At 40.3% G+C, this 23,947-nt stretch carries 16 protein-coding genes; 13 read left to right on the plus strand and 3 right to left on the minus strand.

Annotation, left to right across the window (positions count from 1 at the left end):
* Nucleotides 1–133 precede the first annotated feature (133 nt).
* From H4J65_RS05350 to H4J65_RS05405, 12 genes are all read left to right on the plus strand, one after another.
* Nucleotides 134–6,832 (plus strand): response regulator, encoded by a 6,699-nt coding sequence (locus H4J65_RS05350; RefSeq protein WP_182196425.1) that lies wholly within the window; start codon nt 134–136, stop codon nt 6,830–6,832.
* Between the two features lie 18 nt (nt 6,833–6,850).
* Entirely contained in the window at nt 6,851–7,804 is a 954-nt protein-coding gene (locus H4J65_RS05355; protein ID WP_182196441.1) for a diguanylate cyclase domain-containing protein, read from the plus strand.
* Between the two features lie 195 nt (nt 7,805–7,999).
* Complete coding sequence (gene gmk / locus H4J65_RS05360; RefSeq protein WP_182186493.1) at nt 8,000–8,623, plus strand: guanylate kinase; 624 nt, start codon at nt 8,000–8,002, stop codon at nt 8,621–8,623.
* A 74-nt stretch (nt 8,624–8,697) separates the two neighbouring features.
* Entirely contained in the window at nt 8,698–8,973 is a 276-nt protein-coding gene (gene rpoZ, locus H4J65_RS05365; RefSeq protein ID WP_182137134.1) for a DNA-directed RNA polymerase subunit omega, read from the plus strand.
* 210 nt (nt 8,974–9,183) lie between these two features.
* Nucleotides 9,184–11,289 carry a bifunctional GTP diphosphokinase/guanosine-3',5'-bis pyrophosphate 3'-pyrophosphohydrolase gene (spoT, locus tag H4J65_RS05370; RefSeq protein ID WP_182196445.1) on the plus strand — a complete coding sequence of 702 codons (2,106 nt, stop codon included), beginning with the start codon at nt 9,184–9,186 and terminating at the stop codon, nt 11,287–11,289.
* Between the two features lie 17 nt (nt 11,290–11,306).
* Nucleotides 11,307–11,696 carry a RidA family protein gene (locus H4J65_RS05375; RefSeq protein WP_182137136.1) on the plus strand — a complete coding sequence of 130 codons (390 nt, stop codon included), beginning with the start codon at nt 11,307–11,309 and terminating at the stop codon, nt 11,694–11,696.
* 80 nt (nt 11,697–11,776) lie between these two features.
* Nucleotides 11,777–12,487, plus strand: coding sequence for a tRNA (guanosine(18)-2'-O)-methyltransferase TrmH (trmH, locus tag H4J65_RS05380; RefSeq protein WP_182192387.1), 711 nt, complete (start codon nt 11,777–11,779; stop codon nt 12,485–12,487).
* A 41-nt stretch (nt 12,488–12,528) separates the two neighbouring features.
* A complete protein-coding gene (gene recG / locus H4J65_RS05385) occupies nt 12,529–14,616 on the plus strand; it encodes an ATP-dependent DNA helicase RecG (protein ID WP_182196638.1) in 2,088 nt (695 codons plus the stop codon).
* A 362-nt stretch (nt 14,617–14,978) separates the two neighbouring features.
* The gene (gene ubiE, locus H4J65_RS05390) at nt 14,979–15,767 is read left to right on the plus strand and encodes a bifunctional demethylmenaquinone methyltransferase/2-methoxy-6-polyprenyl-1,4-benzoquinol methylase UbiE (protein ID WP_182137380.1); all 789 of its coding nucleotides are present in this window, start codon (nt 14,979–14,981) and stop codon (nt 15,765–15,767) included.
* A 4-nt stretch (nt 15,768–15,771) separates the two neighbouring features.
* A complete protein-coding gene (locus H4J65_RS05395) occupies nt 15,772–16,413 on the plus strand; it encodes an SCP2 domain-containing protein (RefSeq protein ID WP_182137138.1) in 642 nt (213 codons plus the stop codon).
* Between the two features lie 9 nt (nt 16,414–16,422).
* Complete coding sequence (ubiB, locus tag H4J65_RS05400; protein WP_182196449.1) at nt 16,423–17,988, plus strand: ubiquinone biosynthesis regulatory protein kinase UbiB; 1,566 nt, start codon at nt 16,423–16,425, stop codon at nt 17,986–17,988.
* 101 nt (nt 17,989–18,089) lie between these two features.
* Nucleotides 18,090–18,569 (plus strand): DUF1456 family protein, encoded by a 480-nt coding sequence (locus tag H4J65_RS05405; protein WP_182137140.1) that lies wholly within the window; start codon nt 18,090–18,092, stop codon nt 18,567–18,569.
* 35 nt (nt 18,570–18,604) lie between these two features.
* On the opposite strand, the gene H4J65_RS05410 is transcribed toward H4J65_RS05405, so the two are convergent.
* Together H4J65_RS05410 and rep are read right to left on the minus strand one after the other, a co-directional pair.
* Entirely contained in the window at nt 18,605–19,591 is a 987-nt protein-coding gene (locus tag H4J65_RS05410) for a GGDEF domain-containing protein (RefSeq protein ID WP_182196452.1), read from the minus strand.
* 133 nt (nt 19,592–19,724) lie between these two features.
* The gene (gene rep / locus H4J65_RS05415; RefSeq protein ID WP_182137142.1) at nt 19,725–21,743 is read right to left on the minus strand and encodes a DNA helicase Rep; all 2,019 of its coding nucleotides are present in this window, start codon (nt 21,741–21,743) and stop codon (nt 19,725–19,727) included.
* 176 nt (nt 21,744–21,919) lie between these two features.
* On the opposite strand from rep, the gene H4J65_RS05420 reads away from it, so the two are divergent.
* Nucleotides 21,920–22,171, plus strand: coding sequence for a ubiquinone biosynthesis accessory factor UbiK (locus tag H4J65_RS05420; protein WP_182137143.1), 252 nt, complete (start codon nt 21,920–21,922; stop codon nt 22,169–22,171).
* 53 nt (nt 22,172–22,224) lie between these two features.
* Here H4J65_RS05420 and H4J65_RS18015 read toward each other — a convergent pair whose 3' ends face one another.
* Nucleotides 22,225–23,826 (minus strand): DUF418 domain-containing protein, encoded by a 1,602-nt coding sequence (locus H4J65_RS18015; RefSeq protein WP_259367536.1) that lies wholly within the window; start codon nt 23,824–23,826, stop codon nt 22,225–22,227.
* Nucleotides 23,827–23,947: the final 121 nt, after the last annotated feature.

Consider the following 23,947-nt stretch of genomic DNA (forward strand, 5'->3'; position numbering starts at 1 on the left):
GTAAGGCTTGAACATTTGCCATTCCAAGCCTAGCTGATGATAAATCAAATACTATGATAAGTTTGCATGCTGTTTATCCCAAATTAGCAACATTTGAATATGTCTTACATGTAACCAACTTGGTATAGTGCAAATGATAAATTTTCAAGGCTACAAGGTTGTAAAGGAACAGCAAGAGGTTTCAAGCTCTGTACAAGTATTTATTGTAAAAAATGATAAAGAACAAAAATTTTTAGTTAAGTGCTTAAAAAAAACAACGAATAACCAAGCGCTTGTTCGTTTTAAACATTGTTTAGCTTTACAAAGTCAATTGCCCGTCGAGCAACTAATCGCGCCGCTTGAAATTTACGACGAAGCACAATATTGCTACGCGTTACTACCTTTCTCGCCTCACACACGAACGCTGGCGGAATTGTCATTAACCCCCCTTTCATTAGCCAGTAAGTTACAGATTTCTATCAATATTTGTCAGCTTTATGCCCAGTTACATCAACTCGGTTTTATTGTGAATAACATTTGCCCTGAACATATTTATATCGATGAAAATTTTCAGCCGCTATTATACGATTTAAGTTTTGCGACAAAAATTTCTGCACTGCATAAAAAGACCGCTAACCTTAGTGTTGAACGACCTTATTTAGCCACATTAGCGCCTGAAGCTAGTGGCAGAATGAATCATGTTATTGAAGTTTACTCTGACTTTTACTCTATCGGTGCGAGCTTATTCAACTTATTTACTGGTCGCTTACCTTTTATTTATGCGGATGAAATGGAGCTGGTGCATGCCCATATTGCCAAAACCCCCGCACTTGCCAACCAATACAATCAAGACCTACCCGCAGCCATCGCCAAGATATTAGCGCGCTTATTAGAAAAAGAACCTTCTCAACGTTATCAAAGCGCGATTGGGCTTAAAGCAGATTTTGTTCATTGCGCTACCGACTTAAAAAAATTGGCCAAGGTTCGAGAGTTTACGTTGGGTGAAAAAGACTTCAGCAATAAACTCATTTTTTCAGCGGCTATTTTTGGCCGTGAACAAGAACAAGCTAGGTTACTACAAGCTTTTAACTTTGTTGAGCAACATAAAAGTAGTCAAGTCTGTTTGATCAGCGGCCACTCTGGATCAGGAAAGTCACGTCTTATTAAAGAGTTACATCGACCTATTATTGAAAGAAAAGGCTATTGTGTTCAAGGTAAATACGAACAATATAAAAAAAACATTCCCTATTTTGCACTGATTCAAGCAACGACAGAACTTATCGAGCAACTGCTGGGCGAGAGTGCAGCCAGCCTAAGCAACTGGAAAAAGATCTTTCTTAGCGCTTTACAAGGTAAGGGGCAATTATTGGTAGAATTGGTGCCAGAACTAGCACTTATTATTGGCGTGCAACCCACTCTTGCGGAATTGCCAGCAGAAGAAACTCGCAACCGTTTTAACGCGACACTGGTCAATTTTTTACAAGCCTTTGGCCAGCAAAATAGCATTGTGACTATTTTTATTGATGATATGCAATGGGCTGATATCGCCAGTATCCAATTATTGCAGCATCTAGTCAGGGCTAAATATAGTACTAATTTACTGCTGATTATTGCGTTTCGAGACAATGAGATAATTGCTACCCAACCATTAAATTCACTGTTAGAAGCGATAAAGCAAACACAGGCTTTTAATACCCAGGTTAATTTATTAGCACTCGATGCTAACGCAATCAAAAAATTTATTGCCGCGTCGCTGGCACTTAAGCCTGAAAAAACACAACAGTTAGTTGATATCGTTATTGAAAAAACGGCCGGTAATCCTTTCTATATTAAAGAATTTATTAAGTCTTTAAATCAACAAGGCATATTAACTAAAAATAAACAAAATTATTGGCATTGGGATGAGCAACTAACACACACACTTGCGGCAACCGACAACGTGATTGAAATAATGGCGTTGCGGTTAACCCATGTTTCAAAAGCAGGTCAAAATATATTATACCATGCGGCATGTATTGGTAACCTTGTCCCTGTGAGGTTATTAACCCAAGTGCTTGACGTAACCGAGCAAGAGATTGAACGAGAGTTACGGCCTTTAATTGCCGATGGTTTATTCATTGCTTATTCACAAGACCTGCAAATCGAAAGCTTAGAACAAGTTAAGTTTTCGCATGATAAAATACAACAAAGCGCTTATTTGCTCACCAACCCGGTCGAAAAAGCACTGATCCATTACAAAGTTGCCCAGTATTTTATCGCAGAGATAGCGACCAAAGCGTCAAAAAAATTAACCACTGAAGAGAACATTTTTGCTTACATTGAGCATCTAAACTTAGCCTCATCTTTGTATATTGAACAGGGTAATGAAAAGTTATTAGCGCATTTTAATAATATTGCTGGCGAAAAATCTTTAGAAATAAACGACTACAATAGTGCACTTTATTACTTTGATCAGGCTGAAGACTATTTAGGTAAACTGCATTGGCAGCAAGCATATGCTTTAAGCCTTCGCATCGTATTAGGCAAAGCTAATGCGCTATACTTCCTGCAAGCTTATGCCCAAGGTAATTTACATTTTCAACAACAGCATACGCTGATTCACGACGTGATTGATCAAGCAGGTTTTGCCAACATTCAAGTGCTATCACTGATTGCACAAAACGAAATGCAAAAAGCCTTAGATTTAGGTATGAGCACATTAGCAAGTATCGCTATTACACTGCCTCAAGCTAGCGAACCGCTGAATTACTTAGCCATAGAGCAACAATATCAAGATGGCAAGATTCCTGACCTGATTAACTTGCCCGCCATGACCGACAAGCGTAAGTTGTTGGCCTTAGATATCCTTAACGCCATTCAAACACCGGCTTATTTATTAAGCCCTGTAGCCTATATGCGTATGGCTTATACGGCACTTGAGCTATGTTTAACAGCGGGGATTTCTGCGCTAAGTGCGAAAGTATTTGCTAGCCATGGTTTAATATTATGTGGTGTATTCAGTCGTTTTGAAGCCGGCTCAGCTTTTGCCGCTTTAGCAAAAGAGGTTAATCAACAATATCCTTCTGAGCCTATTTATGTCGAGGTTGAATTCATCCATAAAGTCTCTATTGCTCATTGGACATCGCCACTGAGTATGACCTTAAAGCCATTAGAGGAAAACTTTTATCGTGGTATTGAGTGTGGCAGCATTGAGTATGCTTTTCACAGTGCATTACTGTATAGCATGCACTGTTTATTCAGTGGTAAAAACCTTGTTACCTGTCAAAAAACAATGGCGCGATATGCTGAGTTAATGCAAAGTAAACAACAGCATTATCAACGGGTGATAATGCAAGTGTGGCGACAGTTAATTAGCAATTTACAAGATGAAAATGCCGAGGTGAAAAACTTACAAGGTGAGCACTTTGATGAGGCATTACAACTACCGATTTTAATGGCAACGCAAAATATTACCACGCTGTTTTGCTATCATTTAGCGGTGATGATCCAAGCTTATTTATTTAATAATATGACTCAAGCGCATGCACAAATGCTGCGGGCACAAGCTTATCTACATTCAGTTATTTCTTTATATCATTTTGGTGAGTTTCATTTTTATGCTGCCTTAATTCGTGCTCAATATTGTCGTAATAAAACCACTGAGCAACAAGACAGTAGTTATCATGAAAATATCGTAGAGATTAATACTAGCCTTGATTTAATGGCGCAATGGGCCAACAGTAGCCCAGACAATTATCGCCATAAAGAAAAACTTATCCGTGCTGAATTACAGTTTTTGTTACAAGACAGTGCTGCATGGCAAAGTTATGATCAAGCTATTGCGCTGGCCAAGCAGTACTTAGCGCCTCATCATATTGCCTTAGCTAATGAACTGGCCGGCAATTACTGGTTAGCCGCCAATAAAAAGTCGCTAGCAACAGAATATTATCAGCAAGCTTTTAATGGTTATCAAGTTTGGGGAGCCAAGCATAAAGCGCAACAATTATTAACCTTGCGCCAATCACTGTTAAGTGCACAAGGTTATGACCGCGATAACCTGCCCAGTGCTCAACAGCACAATAGTGCCCAAGTGTTTGATCTGGCCTCAGTGCTAAAAGCCTCTGAAACCTTAAGTGGTGAAGTCGACTTATCCGCATTTTTACATCGAATGATGGCTATCATTATTGAAAACGCTGGCGCACAAAGTGGCGCTTTATTATTGCAAAGTGATGGTATTTTAAATATCGAAGTCGCCTTGTCTCGTGATGGTATTGCCAATACCCAACAGCAACTGTTGCCTTACTCGATTATTAACTTGGTTTCTCGCACCCTAAAAGCGCAAGTATTAACGCATCTCAATGTTCAAGAGCATTTTTTATCGGATCCTTACTTTACAGCGCATCAGCCAAAATCAATGCTCTGTTTTCCCAGTATAGTCAAAGGCAATTTACAAGGTATTGTCTACCTTGAACATTACGATATTGCAGGTGTATTTAATGATGAACGGGTTAATGTCCTGCAGCTGCTTGCTAATCAAACCGCTATTTCGTTTGATAATGCCAAACTGTACCAGCTAATACTCAATTACAGTCGCAATCTTGAAGATCAAATTTATCAACGTACCAAAGAATTGGCCGCAGAAAAAATTAAAGCAGAACAAGCCAGCCAGGCTAAATCTAATTTTTTAGCCAATATGAGCCACGAGATCAGAACACCCATGAACGCGGTCATTGGTTTAAGTCAATTAGCTTTGCGCACCCAACTGTCAGTAACACAACAAGATTATTTAGAGAAAATACAAGACTCCTCCACATCATTATTAGCTTTAATTAACGACATTTTAGATTTTTCAAAAATAGAAGCCGAAAAACTCACCCTAGAGTGCATTGCGTTTTCTCTACCCGAAATACTGCAACGTGTGGTTAATATTTGTAGCCTAAAAGTACATGAAAAAGGTGTAGAGTTTGTTATTGATATCGCCGCCAACGTCCCAAAAATAGTTAAAGGTGATCCACTGCGTTTACAACAGGTGATCGTTAATTTGGCTAATAATGCTTTGAAGTTTACTCATGTGGGCTCTATTAATATCTGCATTGAAAAGCACAGTGAAAATAGTCAAACAACCTGCCTAAAATTTTCGGTACACGACACAGGCATAGGCATGAGCCAACAACAGCAACAAGGCTTATTTCAATCATTTAGCCAAGCCGACGATTCAGTCACCCGTAAATACGGTGGTACAGGTTTAGGTTTAGCTATAAGTAAACAATTAACTGAGCTAATGCATGGCGAAATTTCACTGAAGAGTGAACTCAATGTTGGCTCAACCTTCAGCTTTACCGCACGCTTTGAACATGCTCAACAAGTGGCTGACATTATGCCAACCATCAATCGACAAGTGCTATCTAAGTTAAAAGTTTTAGTGGCCGATGATAACGATATCGCCAGAAAAGTATTAATCAAAGCGTTAGCTGATATTGAAATTGCTGCCGATGGGGTCGAAAACGGTGCACAAGCATTAGCGGCGGTATGCTCTGCACAACAAACTAACACCCCCTATGATATGGTAATGATGGATTGGAAGATGCCTAATATGGACGGCATCCAAGCAGCAAAGCATATTCAAGCACAAATAAAGAAAAAATTGCCTCATATATTAATGGTTTCTGCCTTTGATAAAGACGAAGCAAAAGCTTTAGCCGTTAATACGGGGATTGAACAATTTCTTGAAAAACCGATTAATCCATCGGCATTAACTAAGGTCATTGTTGAATTATTAAACACAGAGAGCGAACATATTCTTGTGGAAAAAATCCAGCCAGAACTCATAGTCCCCAATTTAAGTGCCTATAGCGTCTTATTGGTTGAAGATAATATGATCAACCAACAAGTGGCAAAAGAGTTTCTAGCCGACACAAAAATCACCGTAGCATGTGCCGAAAATGGTCTTGTTGCCTTAGAAAAAGTGGCTACTCAAAGATTTGACTTAATCTTGATGGATATTCAAATGCCAGAAATGGATGGTTTAACCGCAACGAAAGAAATTCGTCGAACGCTAACATTACAAGACTTGCCGATTATTGCGATGACCGCACACGCGATGAAAGGCGATATAGAAAAAAGTATCGCTGCCGGCATGAACCTACACCTGACCAAACCTATTGATCCTGAATTATTATACCAAACACTCAAGCAGTATTTAGTTAAGCCAAACGCTGCTATCAAGCATAAGCTGGCTAACTCAGTGCAATCGAGTAACACTCAGGAAAAATTAGCTAAACTTCGTCAAACTACTATTTTAGCGGTTGATGACGCGGTTAAAAAGCTGCAAGGCAAAGAAAGTCTTTATACTGAATTGATCTATGACTTTTGGTTAAATTATCAAGTACTGGCAAAAGTCATGGTGCAATTTTATCACTTGGAGCAAACAGACGTTCTTTATCGCAGTGCGCACTCGTTAAAATCAACCGCACGATATATTGGTGCGGTTGCATTGGCGGCAAGTGCTAATGCCTTGGAAAACGAAATTCATCATCAAGGCCAAGATATTAAATTAAAGCTCAACCAAGTTACTGCAGATTTAGACGTTATTATTGGACAATTAAATGGTATTTATCATCCGTTAATATTAGCGAAAAATGACCAGCCCCTTAATCACCAAAAAGTGAAGGAAATTATAGTAAAATTAAAGCCTTACTTAATATCTGCTAACATTAAATCACAAGACATTAGCCAACAGTTAATGGAGCTTAGCGATCAAACACCTTACTATCAGCAGACAGTTAACATTCAAACATTAGTCAACAACTTTGACTTTGATGAAGCTTTAGCGGCATTATTAACATTAGAGCAAAAAATAAGCAACGCCAACTAGCTTAGGTATAGAAATATAATGCAATCACTCAACAAGGAAGAAGGCCGTAGGGCGCATGAACAAAGCTATACGCTATTGTGTATTGACGATGAGAGCGTTAACTTAAAAGTATTAGCATCAATCTTCAAAGATCACTACAACGTGGTGGCTTGCAAAAGTGCTAAACAAGGTTTTCAACTCGCTTTGCAGGAAAACCCTGATATTATTTTGCTTGATGTACTGATGCCAGAAGAAAACGGTTTTGAGCTCATGGCAAAGCTAAAAAAACACCCTCAGTTAGCCAGTATTCCCGTTATTTTTATTACCGGTTTACAAGAGGTAGAAGATGAAGAAAAAGCTTTAATGCTCGGCGCTTGTGACTATATTCAAAAGCCCTTTAACTACAGTATTGTGAGGGCAAGGGTTAACACGCATTTAGAAATTATTCGTCAACGTAATTTATTGCAAAGATTTGCATTATTCGACAGTTTGACCGAGTTACCCAATCGCCGAAAATGGCTGCAAGACAGCACTGAAAGTTGGCTAACTGCTCAGCATGCTCAAACTGCTATGGTGTATGGCATTATCGATGTTGACCACTTTAAAAAATACAATGATCATTATGGTCACCAACAAGGTGATGTGGTTTTACGTAAAATTGCTCAAACCATTAAACGCAACTTATACCATTATAATGGCGCTATTTTTCGCTGTGGTGGTGAAGAGTTTTATTTTTATTTTCCTGTGGTTCTAAACTGTAAAGCCTCAACCGTGCTGGCTGTTTGTCTTAACAGCATAACTGAGCTCGCTATTGAACATCTTGCGGTGAACACGATTGGCCATGTTTCGGTAAGTATTGGCGCTATACAAGTCATTCCTCATAAAAATACCAGCATTGAGCAAATTATGCAGCAAGCTGATGAAAGGCTATATTTAGTTAAAAAAGACACTCGAAATGCTTTTAACCTGCTCGCACTTGATCAAAGCAATTAGTAAATACCGCTCGACATTGCCTGATTCAAGCAAAAAACATCAGGCATTGCCAAGACAAATTAATGGGCAACCCGCCAGATTTTAGTTATAGTGCGCGTCATTAACACTGACTACGCCAATTGAAATAGTGCGCAATTCATGACAGTAATTGGCCTTACTAGTAGCTGTTACTTACTCAGCTACCAAGGATAAATTGTGACAACTAAAGGCAACCTTTTCATTCTATCTGCCCCTAGTGGCGCAGGTAAATCGAGTTTAATCTCCGCTTTACTTAAACAAACATCAGCAAGACCCATGCAAGTGTCTGTTTCACACACAACACGCGATCCTCGTCCCGGTGAAGTCGATGGTCAACACTATCACTTTGTGAGCGAAGAGCAATTTAAAGGTGCTATTGCGGATAAACACTTTTACGAATACGCCGCCGTGTTTGGTAACTGCTATGGCACCAGTGAAATAGCGATAGATCAACAGCTTGCACAAGGCATTGATGTTTTTCTTGATATTGACTGGCAAGGTGCACAGCAAGTTAGAATAAAGAAACCAGACGTAACCACCATCTTTATTAGCCCACCATCAAAACAAGCATTAGAAGAGCGCTTGCGTGGCCGTGGCCAAGACAGTGAAGAGGTTATTCAAGCACGTATGGCGCAAGCAAAAGCAGAATGTTCACACTATCAAGAATTTGACTACATTATTATCAATGATGATTTTCAGCAAGCCTTAACGGACCTGACTACAGTAGTAAACAATCAGCGTTTAAAGCGCAGTCAACAAGTTTGCCAGCATCAAGGCTTATTTGCAGAATTATTAGCGTAGAGCGCTTGCTTACTTACCATTAGATCAAGTAAACTACGCGACTATTTTATAAATTTAATTGCTGGAGTGACCAAATGGCTCGCGTAACTGTTGAAGATGCCGTAGAAAAAGTCGGTAACCGTTTTGATTTGGTGCTAATTGCATCTCGTCGTGCTCGTCAAATTGCTACGGGCGGAAAAGACCCATTGGTTGATCCTGAAAATGACAAACCAACAGTAATAGCTTTGCGTGAAATCGAAGCCGGTCTTATCACCACTGCAGTAATGGACAAGTCTGATCGTCATGAACAAGTACAACAAGATGATGAAGAATTAGACAAGATTGCAGCCATTGTTGGTGGCAATCAATAATATTCGCTTACGTTTAACGTTAATTGCGACATAAAAAACGCGTAAATTACCTCACAGTAATTTACGCGTTTTTTATTATCTGTTAAGTTTGAGTAAATTAATAATAAAAATTCGTGCTAGCGCGCTTAAACATTGGCATAGCGGCAAAATAATCGTATTCTAAACCTATTGCTAAAAGCTGAGCCACTCTCATCATTAAGGAATTACTGAGTGTACCTTTTTGAACCACTAAAAAAACACGTATCAAGTTATCTATCCAAGGTACAAATTGACCTACTAAAGCAGGCCTATATTGTTGCGCGTGAAGCACATGACGGTCAAATGCGCTCAAGTGGTGAACCCTATATAACGCACCCAGTGGCCGTTGCCCTTAATCTTGCGAAAATGCATTTAGACCACGAAACCTTAATGGCTGCTTTGCTACATGACGTGATTGAAGATACCGCGACCACTAAAGACCAGTTAGCTGAATTATTTGGCCATACGGTGGCAGAGCTGGTTGAAGGTGTGAGTAAACTCGACAAGCTCAAATTTGATAATAAAGAAGAAATGCAAGCGGAAAACTTTCGCAAAATGGTTTTGGCCATGGTGCAAGATATTCGTGTTATTTTAATCAAACTTGCCGATCGCACCCACAATATGCGAACTTTAGGGGCATTGCGACCTGATAAACGTCGACGAATAGCCCGTGAAACATTAGATATCTATGCGCCAATCGCCAATCGCTTGGGTATTCATGATATTAAAAATGAACTGGAGACTTTAGGTTTTGAAGCCCTCTATCCTATGCGGTCACGAGCATTAAAGTCAGCGGTAAAACAAGCACGTGGCAACCGTAAAGAAATTATCAACAATATCCAAGCAGAGTTGACCAGCCGCCTAGCGGAAAATGGTATTAAAGCTCAAGTTATTGGCCGAGAAAAACACCTTTATTCCATCTATAAAAAAATGCAAAATAAAGAATTAATGTTCAATGAAGTCATGGACATTTATGCCTTTAGAATTATTGTTGGTGACAAAATTGATGACTGCTATCGCGCTTTAGGCGCCGCCCATAATTTGTATAAGCCGATTGAATCACGCTTTAAAGACTATGTGGCGATTCCAAAAACTAACGGCTATCAATCACTGCATACGTCTTTAATTGGCCCTCATGGTATTCCTGTTGAAATTCAAATTCGTACCCACGATATGGATCAAATGGCCGATAAAGGTGTTGCCGCTCACTGGTTATATAAACAAGACGGCAAAGACACCGGCACTACAGCGCAAATGAAAGCCCGTCGCTGGATGCAAAGTTTATTAGAATTACAACAAAGTGCGGGTAGCTCATTTGAGTTTATCGAAAATGTAAAATCAGATCTTTTTCCAGAAGAAATTTACGTTTTTACTCCCGACGGCCGTATTATCGAATTGCCTATGGGGGCAACAGCGGTCGATTTTGCTTATGCAGTGCATACCGACGTTGGTAACGCATGCGTGGGCGTAAAAGTTGAACGTAAACCTTATCCATTAAGCCAACCCTTAGATTCAGGCCAGACTATCGAAGTGGTGACCTCTTCTGCTGCCCGACCTAACGCGACTTGGCTTAACTTTGTCGTTACCGCAAAAGCGCGCTTGCAAATTCGTACCTACTTGCGCTCACAAGAAAAAACTGAGTCTCTTGCTTTAGGTCGACGCTTACTAAGCCACGCGCTTGGGGCAACAAAACTCGCAGACATTGCCGAAGAAAAATTGTGCCAAGTGGTTAAAGACACCGGCAATAAAACCACTGAAGAATTACTGATCAATATAGGTCTTGGTAATGCATTAAGCATAGGTATCGCTAAACGTTTAAAAGACGAATTTACTGACGAGTCTGATATACAACCAAAGACTAAAAATAAAATGCCGATTAAGGGCACCGAAGGTATGATGGTCAGTTATGGTAAATGCTGTAGACCTATTCCTGGTGATTCTATTCTGGCTTATTTAAGTCCTGGTAAAGGCTTAATGGTACACCAACATGGCTGTAGAAATAATAAAGGTCATGAACAAGGTAGTTTGTTCCCGGTTCGATGGGATACAGATATTGACCGCGATTTTATTGCCAAATTACGTATCGATATTCTCAATCATAAAGGTGCTCTTGCCGCCTTAACCAGTGTGGTTGCCCGTTGTGGCTCAAATGTTCACACACTAAATTCTGGTGAGAAAGAGTCCGGACTGTACCTGATTGATATAGAAATTACCTGTCGGAACAGGGTTCACCTTGCCAAAATCATCCGAAAAATTAAAGTCATGGGCGACGTTCAACGCGTTGTGCGTAACAAATAGGAAAGCTTAGGAACACTATGAAAACAATTATTAATACAGAAAACGCGCCCAGTGCAATCGGTACTTATAGCCAAGCGGTAAAAGTCAATAATACCGTCTATCTATCAGGCCAAATTCCCTTAGTACCTGAAACAATGGAAATTATTTCTGAAGATTTTGCTGAGCAAACACAACAGGTATTTAAAAATATTGTCGCCGTATGCGAAGCGGCCGGCGGCAATATCAATGACATGGTAAAAGTGAATATATTTTTACAAGATTTAGCCAACTTCGCTACGGTTAACGAAATTATGAGCCAATATTTTCAACAACCTTATCCAGCAAGAGCCGCGGTACAGGTAGCACGTTTGCCAAAAGACGTTGCCATCGAAATTGACGGTATTATGGAATTACCCAATTACAGTTAACATTAAGCCATAACACTACTTGCCGGCAAGCAACACTGATAAAAGCTTGCCAATATTTTACTCAACGTTAGAACCAGTATATGACTCCGGATAGACTACAAAGAATTAACAGCATGTTAGATCAACGCCAACCTGATTTAACCGTATGTATGGAAGGTGTGCACAAAACTCATAACCTAGCTGCTGTAGTTCGCACAGCAGATGCGGTTGGTGTTAGCGATGTACATGCCGTATGGAAAAATGAAACCATGCGTATCTCTGGCGGCAGTGCGGCAGGTAGTCAAAACTGGATAGAAGTGCATAATTATAACCGCACCGAAGACGCAATTACCGAGTTAAAAAAGCAAGGTATGCAGGTGCTGGTAACTAACTTGTCAGCTACAGCTGTCGACTTTCGTGAGATTGACTATACCAAGCCAACCGCTATTATTCTTGGACAAGAAAAGTTTGGCGCCTCGGCTAAAGCACTTGAAATGGCTGACCAAGACATTGTGATTCCTATGGTAGGCATGGTGCAGTCATTAAATGTTTCTGTTGCTTGTTCAGTGGTGTTATATGAAGCCCAACGCCAGCGTCAAGCGGCGGGGTTATATCAACAACCCAGAATAAGCCAACAACGCCGTCAACGGATATTATTTGAAGGTGGCCATCCTATTTTTGCTACCGCCTGCCAACGTAAAGGCTTAGCCTATCCAGAGATTGATGAAGCTGGACAAATTGTGGCATCAGAGCAATGGTGGCAGCAAATGCAAATGACCCAAGCTGCTTGGCAAGATATTGATAACGAATAAATTTCAAACTGATATCAAAGGAGTCAGCGGTGCCTCGCGCAATGGAAGCCTTAACTAATTTAGCCCAAATCCCGGTCACTACCCTCAAAGGTGTCGGACCCGGTATGGCGACTAAGTTGGAAAAAATTGGTCTAGTGTCACTACAAGACTTACTTTTTCATTTACCGTTGCGTTATGAAGACCGCACACGTGTTACCGCGGTGCGTGATCTTATGCCCGGTCTCTTCACCAATATTATTGGCGAAGTTACCCAAAATGAGATAATACAAGGCAAGCGTAGAATGATGTTAGTCACCATCAATGATGGCACTGGCAGTATTAATCTACGTTTTTTTCACTTTTCAGCTAGTCAAAAAAATAGCCTAGCTGTCGGGCTCAATATCCGCTGCTATGGTGAAATTAATCGTGGCATGCGTGGCTTTGAAATAGTACACCCAGAATATAAAGCCCTAGATCAAGATCAGGCCTTAACCGCCGCTGAAGAAACCCTAACACCGGTTTATTCTACCACCGACGGTTTGCGACAAATTTCTTTACGCAACCTAACCGAACAAGCATTAAAGCACTTGCAGAGCGGCAAAGTAGAAGAATTATTGCCGGTTGAAATTAGTCATCAACAATATAGCTTAGCTGAAGCACTCGCCTTAATTCACCGGCCACCCCCAGAGACCTCAGTGGTTTTAATGGAAGATGGCAAACACCCAGCACAGCTTAGGCTGATCAAAGAAGAATTATTAGCCCATAACCTCAGCATGTTAAAATTACGTGCCGCCAATGATCATCACCCCGCGGTTGTTCTGGCTATAGATACTCAACTAGAGAAAAACTTTTTAGCGTCACTGCCTTTTTCACCGACAGGCGCACAAGCAAAAGTGACGGCAGAAATACGCACTGACCTGTTAAAACCTATGCCCATGATGCGTCTAGTACAAGGTGACGTAGGCTCAGGCAAAACACTCGTTGCCGCATTAGCTGCATTAACCGCGATTGGCCAAGGTTTTCAGGTGGCCTTAATGGCGCCAACAGAAATATTGGCAGAGCAACATGCGATTAATTTTGAAAAATGGTTTGGGCCACTGAGTATTTCAGTTGGCTGGCTGGTAGGTAAAACCAAAGCCAAAGCAAGACGCCATGCCTTAGAGCAGATCGAAAATGGTAATATGCAAATGGTTATTGGCACGCATGCTTTGTTTCAAGAGCAAGTGATATTTAACAAACTAGCCCTGATTATTATTGATGAACAACATAAGTTTGGCGTCCACCAGCGTTTATCTTTACGTGAAAAAGGCGCATGGCAAGGCCATTACCCCCATCAGTTAATCATGACAGCTACGCCTATTCCGCGTACTTTAGCCATGACAGCTTATGCAGATTTAGACACTTCAGTGATTGACGAATTGCCACCGGGACGAACCCCTATTACCACAGTCGCCTTGCCGGACAGTCGCCGAGATGATGTTGTTGAACGCATTCGTCAAGGTTGCACCAAGGATAACCGTCAAGTTTATTGGGTGTGTACGCTCATTGAAGAGTCCGAGGTATTACAATGCCAAGCCGCGGAAGATACGGCGGTGTATTTGCAAGCACAATTATCCGCCTTAAAAATTGGTTTAGTGCATGGCCGAATGAAAGCAGATGAAAAACAAGCCGTGATGGAGCGTTTTAAGCTTGGCGAACTGGACGTCTTAGTAGCAACAACCGTTATTGAGGTGGGTGTGGATGTGCCAAATGCGAGCTTAATGGTGATTGAAAATCCCGAACGTTTAGGCTTAGCACAACTACATCAATTACGCGGCCGTGTTGGCCGTGGCTTAGTGGCTTCTCATTGTGTATTAATGTACAAAGCACCTTTGACTAAAACCGCCACCAAGCGCTTAAAAGTACTCAGAGAAAGTAACGATGGCTTTGTTATCGCACAAAAAGATCTCGAAATTCGCGGGCCGGGTGAATTACTTGGCACCAAACAAACCGGTTTGGCGGATCTAAAAATTGCTGACCTGCAACGCGATGCCCACTTAATACCAGAAGTACAACAAGATGCTCACCTGATATGGCAAAAATACCCAGACCAAGCCAACGCGCTCATTAATCGCTGGTTAGCCAACCGTGAAAAATATTCTAATGCCTAAGACTTAGAGCTGATCACTTGGGTAAATGACACTATTTACTCATGACCTTTGAACAGCAAAAAATAGCGGTAAAAATCACTTCTTGATAAGCTTCTTTGAGCCTGATTTATCTTCTATCCATTCGGTTAACTCAGTGTGCTACTTTTTCCTGCAAAAAAAGGGCTCAATTTAAGCCATACAATTCAATCAGTCGTCATGTGACGTATCAAGTTTATAACGCCGTATTTTTTGATTTTAACCGTTAAAAATGAACAGCTAATTAATCAACTTGCTATTAATAACTGCTGCCGTGATCTCAAGTGTTAATTAATCTAAAAAAATGCGGTAAACTAAGTCTAATTATAGTTAACAGCGAAATCATGATGTCTTCACACGATCAAAATCATCCGATTAATAATGACACTAGTGACGAAAACACGACCCATTTTGGCTTTCAAACGGTCGAAAAAAATGAAAAAGAGTCGAAAGTTGCCAGCGTGTTTCATTCTGTTGCTCAGCAATATGACGTGATGAATGATTTAATGTCATTTGGCATTCATCGCTTATGGAAACGTTTTACTATCGATGCCAGTGGCGTACGCCCGGGTAATAAAGTACTAGACTTAGCCGGTGGTACCGGCGATTTAACGGCAAAGTTTTCTCAACTTGTTGGCCGTGAAGGTAAAGTCATCTTAGCCGATATCAATAGCTCAATGCTCAATGTTGGACGCGATAAATTGCGTGACCTGGGTTTAGTGCAAAATATTGAATACGTGCAAGCCAACGCGCAATATTTACCGTTTGAAGATAATACCTTTGATATTATCACGATAGCGTTTGGTTTACGTAATGTGACCGATAAAGACATGGCATTGCGCTCTATGTATCGTGTGCTCAAACCAGGTGGCCGTTTATTAGTTTTAGAGTTTTCAAAACCAGAACATGAGTTAGTCAATAAGGCCTACGATTTCTATTCTTTTAACATCTTACCTAAAATAGGTGAGATAGTGGCAAAAGACGGTGATAGTTACCAATATTTAGCCGAGTCTATTCGCATGCACCCTGATCAAGAAACCCTGAAAACCATGATGGATACCGCTGGCTTTGAACAAACCAGTTTCAAAAATTTAACCGGTGGGGTAGTGGCACTGCATAAAGGTTATAAGTTTTAGCCTTATGCCTCAAACTATTAGTCAGCAACTCATGTTTGCTCAAGCCCTAAGTGCGATACTTGAAACCGTTATCAATCAGTTTCTGGGCTATAATTTGCACGGTATTCGGGCTTTAAAGCCATTGTCTGAGAAAACACTCACCATTAAATTGGCAGAATTACCGTTTCCTTTAAGCTTTACCGTTAGTGATGAAAAAATTCATGTTAGCAGTAATGATGCACATAACGATTGCTGTTTAATCACCAGTATCAGCAGCTTAATTGAGTTAAAAAAAGAGCAACAACTGACGGATTTAATTAAAAAAGATAAACTCGATATTCAAGGTGATTTAAAAGTAGCTCAGCGCTTTGCTGACATTGCTCAAACACTTGATATTGATTGGCAAAGTGAGTTAGCCAAACGTATTGGTGATATTCCTGCTTACAAATTAGGCCAACTGGGTCGCAAGCTATTAAAGACCTTAAACTTTGCGGGGACAAAAATTCAAGCAGATGCCAGCGAGTGGCTCATACATCAGAAGCGACTAATCATAACAGCCACTGAAATGTCTTATTTTAATCAGGATGTTGAAGATGTAGAACAACAAGTTAGTGCTTTAAGCCAACGACTTGAACAATTAACTAAACACATAAGCAAATTATCATAAGGGTCTGTGGTGAGTAGTAAACGTTTATACAAAATAGTAAAAACCTTTCTTCAGTTTGGGCTTGATGAGCTTCTACCTGAAAAGTACCTGCCATGGTATATAAAAATATTGCGCAGCTCATTGTTTTGGCTGAAAAACAAACACCAAGACAAAACTCAGGCGCAGCGCTTTCGCATGGCGATAGAGTCATTGGGCCCGGTATTTGTTAAGTTTGGCCAAATGCTCTCCACCCGTCGAGATTTATTGTCAGACGACTTCGCCAATGAATTAACTTTATTGCAAGATAAAGTGGCTGCGTTTGCTGGTGAAGATGCCGAAAAAATTATTATCGCGGCCATTGGCGCCGAAATTTTTGCAGAACAATTTAAAGATTTTGATCTAACGCCTTTAGCATCAGCCTCTATTGCCCAAGTGCACACGGCTACCTTGTTACAACCAGAGGGCGAGCAAGAGGTGGTGTTAAAAGTATTACGACCTAATATTACAGCAACCATCATCGCTGACCTGAACGTCATGTCACTTTTTGCCAACATTGTTGCTCGTTGGTTACCCGATGGCAAACGTTTACATCCTCTAGAAGTTGTCGCTGAATATAAAAAAACCATGTTAGAAGAATTAGATTTAAACCGTGAAGCGGCTAATGCGATGCAATTAAAGCGTAATTTTAGTCAAGGGCGAGATAGCGACAAGGTGCTTTATGTGCCTGAAGTCTACAGCGAATATTGTTCGAAAAATGTTATGGTAATGGAACGTATTTATGGCGTAGGTGTTGGGGAAGTTGAGACTTTACTAGCAAAAAACGTTAACATGAAGTTACTCGCTGAACGTGGTGTTGAAGTCTTTTTCACTCAAGTATTTCGAGACAGTTTTTTTCATGCTGACATGCACCCAGGCAATGTATTTGTTGATGCAACAAAGCCAAATGACCCCACTTGGATTGCCATTGATTACGGTATTGTTGGTACCTTAAACCGCGAAGATAAACGCTATTTAGCGGAAAATTTTGTGGCTTTTTTTAACCGTGACTACCGTAAAGTGGCACAATTACATGTCGATTCAGGCTGGGTACCCAGTGACACTAGTGTTGATGAATTTGAGTTTGCCATACGAACCGTATGTGAGCCCATCTTCAACAAACCTTTGTCTGAAATTTCTTTTGGTCAGGTATTAGTCAATCTTTTTAATACCGCACGTCGCTTTAATATGGAATTACAACCCCAGCTAGTTTTACTGCAAAAAACCCTACTTTATATCGAGGGCTTAGGCCGACAGCTTTACCCGGCTTTAGATCTTTGGCAAACCGCCAAGCCATTTTTAGAAAAATGGGTCAAAGAACAAATGGGCATCAAAGCGGTTATTAAGAAAGTAAAAGACAACTTACCCTTTTGGAACGAAAAACTGCCCGAGATACCTGACTTAGTCTACGATTACTTAAAAACTAATCGAGCAGCACAACGTCAACAATTAATAACATTGAAACAAATACAGTTGCAACAACAGCAACACAGCAAGCAAATAACCAAACTGGTCGTTATAGCCACGCTGGTTATTTGCTTGACCATTAGCTTTACTTAATAACCATTTAAGAGTGACTAGATACATGGCTAGAACCCAGTACTTTAGGTTAAGTCTTAAGTCTAAGTAATAAAAAACAAATTAATTCAACAGGATCAAACATGACTAACAACGAAGTTTTACATCACATTCGTTATATCTTTAGCTTAAACAATGAAAAAATATCCGCTATTTTTCAATTGGCCTCATGCCCACAAAGCGATGAAGAAATTAATAATTTTTTCCGCAAAAATGGTGAACAAGCCTTTGCTCGTATTGCTGATAATATCTTAGCGAGTTTTCTTGATGGCTTAATAATAGAATGTCGAGGAGCAAAAGAGGGTGCGCAAGCGCAGTTGGATCAGCCAATAAATAACAATATTGTCTTTAACAAAGTAAAAATCGCTCTGGCGTTAAAAGCTGAAGATATTATTGCCTTGCTTGACTCTGCTGAATTAACCTTAAGTAAACATGAACTCAGTGCTTTTTTCCGTAAACCTGAGCACAAACACTTCCGCGGTTGTAACGATGACACCTTATTGAAATTTTTTAATGGCTTACACTTAAAAAATCATCAAGCTATTGTAGAAATAAAAGAGTAATAGGACTTAATAACACTAGCTAGGCTATCTATGGTCTAGCTAGCCTTCTCTGCCACTATTTTCTCTACCACCACACAATTACGGCCATTATCTTTTGCTAGATATAACGCCGCATCTGCTCGACTGATCCAAGCTTCAGCGGTTTCACCCTGTCGATATTGTGCGATACCAATAGACACAGTCACGGGTATGTCATCAGAAAAAGTAGTTTTTTCGACTAAAGCCCGTAACTTTTCCGCCACTTGTTTAGCCTCGGTAACGTCAACTTTTAAGGGTAAAATAATAAACTCTTCACCACCATAACGATATAAAGCATCCATTGATCTACTATGTTTTTGAATCAAGGCGACCAACTCAACCAATACTATATCGCCATTAGCATGACCATAATCATCATTAATTTTCTTAAAATGATCTAGATCTAATAACAATAATGAGACGTTAGAAGCCGCTCTCTTTTGATCAGCAATAATATTTTCTAGTGTTTGGTCTAAGGCCCGGCGATTGCCCGACGAGGTTAAGGGATCAATACTGGCTAATAAGGCCAACTTACTATTGGTTTTATCGTAGTTATCAAATATTATATAAGAAAACACTGCGGTTAAAGATAAGGTAAGGCTGATGGTTAAAAACTCTAAGGTACCGGTAATCGGTAATAATGTAATAGCAATGACCATAATAGCGATAAAACATATTATGCTAGCTGGCCGCACGGGCAATATATAGTAAAATGAGATTATAGCGGGGTACAACCAAAATAAATGTGATTGTCCACGTATAACCACGATAGTCACAATAGCAAGAGAAAGGAAGATGGTGAATGCCAGTTTTGCAGTATTGACCTTACGGGTAAAATAAACAAATACAAAGAAAACAGCGGTCACAACCACAAGTGCGGCATCTATAGAGGCCATAACTATATCACCATCAAGCCAGCGCAAATAAACAAATGGCGAAATGGCAATAGCCGCCAACGCACTGAATGTTAGTAGCATTTTTTCTGCTGCTGAACGTTTTGTCATTTAACTTCCCTTTATTCCACTGGTTATTTTCTTGAAGATATTAACTGAGCCATCAACTTTTAAGATAAAAAAGTGATATAAATAATTCATATAGATGATGCAAATTGCTAAATAAGAGTCATAGCAGTGTATATTATTTTTTATTTTTTAACATCTCTCGTAAACCCGCTACGCCCATTTGTGCCGTGGCTTGCTTTTTTTCAATGCTTTGCTTAGTTTGCGTTAATTCCCAGCTTAAATCATCTTGTGGTAATTCATGTAAAAACCGACTGGCTTCTGTACGAGAAACTTCGCCATACTGTCGCCGTTCTCGCGCATAAGTAAATATTAACTCTCGCTTGGCCCGTGTAATGCCCACATAGGCTAAACGACGCTCTTCTTCTACATTACCCTCATCCATACTGGTTTGATGAGGCAATAAACCTTCTTCCATGCCAATGAGAAAAACATAAGGAAATTCTAGGCCTTTTGAACCATGCAAGGTCATTAACTGAACTTGGTCAGTATCTTCTTCATCCTCATTGCGCTCCATCATGTCACGCAAGGTTAAGCGTGTAACTACTTGCGCTAAGGTCATGGGTTCTTCATCTTCTACACCTTCGAGCATTTGCGTTACCCAACTAAACAACTGGGTCACGTTTTTCATACGCATTTCAGCCGCTTTTGCGCTCGGTGAGCTATCGTATAACCAATCTTCATAGTTAATTTCACGCACCATTGAGCGCAATACCACCGAGGTATCGCCACGCTCGGCATGATCGGCGGTTTCGACTAACCAACGGGTAAATTTTTGCACACTGATCAGACCGCGACCACCCAGATGTTGCTCTAAGCCTAATTCGAAACTAGCGGTAAACATACTAATTTGACGCATATTAGCGTAGCTACCCAGTTTTTCTAGCGTGGTTGGGCCAATCTCTCGGCGCGGAACATTCACAATCCGTAAAAAGGCATTATCATCGTCTGGATTTACTAGCAGCCTTAAAAACGCCATCATGTCTTTGATTTCAGCACGAGAGAAAAACGAGGTGCCACCGTTGATTTTATAAGGTATACGGTTGGTCATTAGCGCTTTTTCAAGTAAGCGCGCCTGATGATTACCACGATATAAAATCGCATAATCTTTATATTTACTCTTATTTAAAAAGCGGTGGCCAATTAATTCACCTACCACGCGCTCAACCTCGTGGTCTTCATTTTTAGTTTGTAGCACACGTAACGCCACGCCGTAATTGAGCTCACTAAATAGCGCTTTGTCATAAACATGCGGGTTATTAGCAATCAGCGTATTGGCACATTTTAAAATACGGCCACTGGAACGGTAGTTTTGCTCAAGCTTAATCAGCTTAAGATTGGGATAGTCTTTGCCTAATAGCACTAAATTTTGCGGTTTAGCGCCACGCCATGAGTATATTGATTGGTCATCATCACCCACTACGGTCAACAAGCCTTGCTCACCGGTGATCTGCTTGATTAATTCATATTGACTGGCATTAGTATCTTGATATTCGTCTACTAACATATATTGAATTTTTTGCTGCCAACGCGTTCGTACTTCTGGGTAATTTCGCATTAACAGTGTTGGAATTAAGATCAAGTCATCAAAGTCTAGCGCGTTATAGGCTTTCATATGCTTTTGATACAGGGCATAAAATTCGGCAAAAAGTTGGGCATCAGCATCACTAGCATGTTTCATCGCGGCGTCTGGCAGTAACAATTCATTTTTCCAATGGGAAATCATCGTCTGTAATTTATTTAATAAATCTTTATCGCCCTCAAGTTGCTCTTGGGTAAGCTCCTTTAATAATGCCAGGCTGTCTTGATCATCAAACAAGGTAAAGCCGGGCTTGTAACCTAAGGTTTTTAATTCTTTACGAATAATGTCTAAGCCCAATGAGTGGAAGGTAGAAACAGTTAAGCCACGGGTCAGTGACTTATCCATCATCTTAACCACCCGCTCTTTCATTTCACGCGCCGCTTTATTGGTAAAGGTTACCGCCGCAATATGTTTAGCTTTATAACCGCAATTTTGAATTAAGTACGCAATTTTCTGACAAATAACCCCAGTTTTACCACTGCCTGCGCCCGCTAATACTAAGCATGGACCTTCAACATATTTTTTTGCTTCATTTTGACCTGGGTTTAATTTCATTGCTGGGCTTTAACTCAATTGATGAATAAGATAGTCGCCGTCGATTTTACCTGTTTTTATAACAAGACAACATCAACTTTATCTCTAGTTAGGTAATTTTTTAGCAGCTTTAATGCAGATATTATGATGAAAAGCGCTTACAATAACTTTACTATTGACCAAAAAAGAACTTTCTCATGATTAGTGCTAAAAAAATAGAAGAACTCGCCAAACAAGTCACTGATTCAATGCCTGACGGATTAAAAGATTTTGCCAATGATATGGAAGATCGCACTAAAATGGTTTTGCAGCGTAAACTATCACAACTTGACGTAGTAACCCGTGAAGAATTCGATGTGCAAACCCAAGTGTTAATTAAAACCCGCGCTAAATTGACCGATCTTGAAGCAAAAGTTACGGCCTTAGAAGTAAAGTTAGCCGAAAAATAGCCCTGTGTTTACCGCCTTAAAGTAATAATAGGCCTAACAAAATAGTGCATTTATTATAGGCGCATAGTTTGTATTTTTTTATAAGATAAACAGCGCCATAGCCATTCTAATGGCCCAAAGGCGTAGTGAGTTAACCACCAGCGTGACAACCGCAGTTGCAGCACAATAATAGCGAAAGCAATTAACATTTGTGGTGCCCGAGATATTTCACCAAAATACCCGCCAGCATAACCATAAAATATTGTCGTTAAAATCACTGAATGCATAATGTAATTGGTTAATGCCATTCTGCCCATAGGAATGAATGCGGCTAAACGCTTGCGCCATTTCTGAGCAGTTAATAAAGCCATGATCAAGCCAAAATAGCCCGCCGTCATGACAAACTGGCCAATAAAAAATAATGTTTCACCGACCACTTGTAATAACATCACTTGCTTCGCCACCGGATGTTGTTCGACTAACAAGCCAGCGACTTCCAATACAGTTCCTAACCCAAGACCGAGATAGGCCATAATTTTGAAAGCGAGCGCGTGCTCTTGATAGTGTTTCATTATCGAGCTAGACACTAACCAATAACCTAAAATAAATATTGGCAGCAGCATGGTAAAAGCAAAGGGTAGGGTAAACGTCAGCATAAATAAGGCGAAATTAAGACGAAATGCGGTTGCCTGCCAGTAGCTACCGTTAGTAAAAGCGTTAATTTCTCTCAGTTCATCTGCTTGCATTTCGGCTTGCTGAGTTACTATTTCTTGCGCCTGTCGTTCTATTGATGCTTGAGGAAAAAGTTCCAGTGCAGTTTCAACGCTGTCAGTGATAGCGGTTGTCGGTTTTACTGGCGCTGAGGTTGTAGCTAGCGCTGGGCTTGAGCTTGGATCTGAAGCTAAGCTTGATGACTCAATATCTCCTTTGATATCAGGTATTGTGCTTGCTGCTATTAATGCTTGCGTTGTTGTTAGCGCTTCACTGTTTTGTTGAGCGGATGTTGTCTGGGCTAAATTTATCGCTTCAACACGTTCAGCTACTTTTATTTGTTCATGCCATTGGGCTGTTAAATCTTCAGTACTATGGCTTAACCCAAAGCCAATACCGCTGATTACAGAAAGTAAAATAGGCACCGACAGCCACACCAGGGCTAATTTTAAAAATGATGTCGGATTATCATAGGGCTTAAATAGCGGCTTTTTAAGTAAGGTCACCCAAGCCAATAGTAACAAGCCGGTAAAACCGTAATCATGAAGAATATCACCCCCCCATAAAAACACCATATGTAGAAAACCAAAGACCATTAACACTAGCATACGGCGCGAAAACCAAGCGCCAAAGGGTCGCTTAGCGGCTTTCGCTCTAATCAACATCACCGCAAACCCCATGCCGAATAATAAAGCAAATAAGGTATAAAACTTACCTTCAACAAAACAACGAATGAGCCAGCCAATGGCATGATCTAGACCGGTTAAACTGGTGTCTTGGCTGCCTAAACTACTAATGGCACGGTTAAACCACTCAATGTTCATTAACAGAATGCCAATCAGCGCCAAGCCCCTAAGAATGTCCATGGCATCAATACGTTCGCTGATGGTAATCGGTGTTAAGTTTTCAATTCTTGGACTTAAAGAGGCACTCGACTCAGGCACATTGGCTTGAATGTTTGACATAAAATTTCCTTTTTTATTAAGATTTTTAGCTTTAAATTTGTCTAAGTATTATAAAAAACTTTATAAAAAACTTTTAAAAAAAAGCAGCTTTACGCTGCTTTTTTTACAAAAATAACATCAA

Source organism: Colwellia sp. MB02u-9 (genome assembly GCF_014077085.1).
GTDB lineage: Bacteria > Pseudomonadota > Gammaproteobacteria > Enterobacterales > Alteromonadaceae > Cognaticolwellia.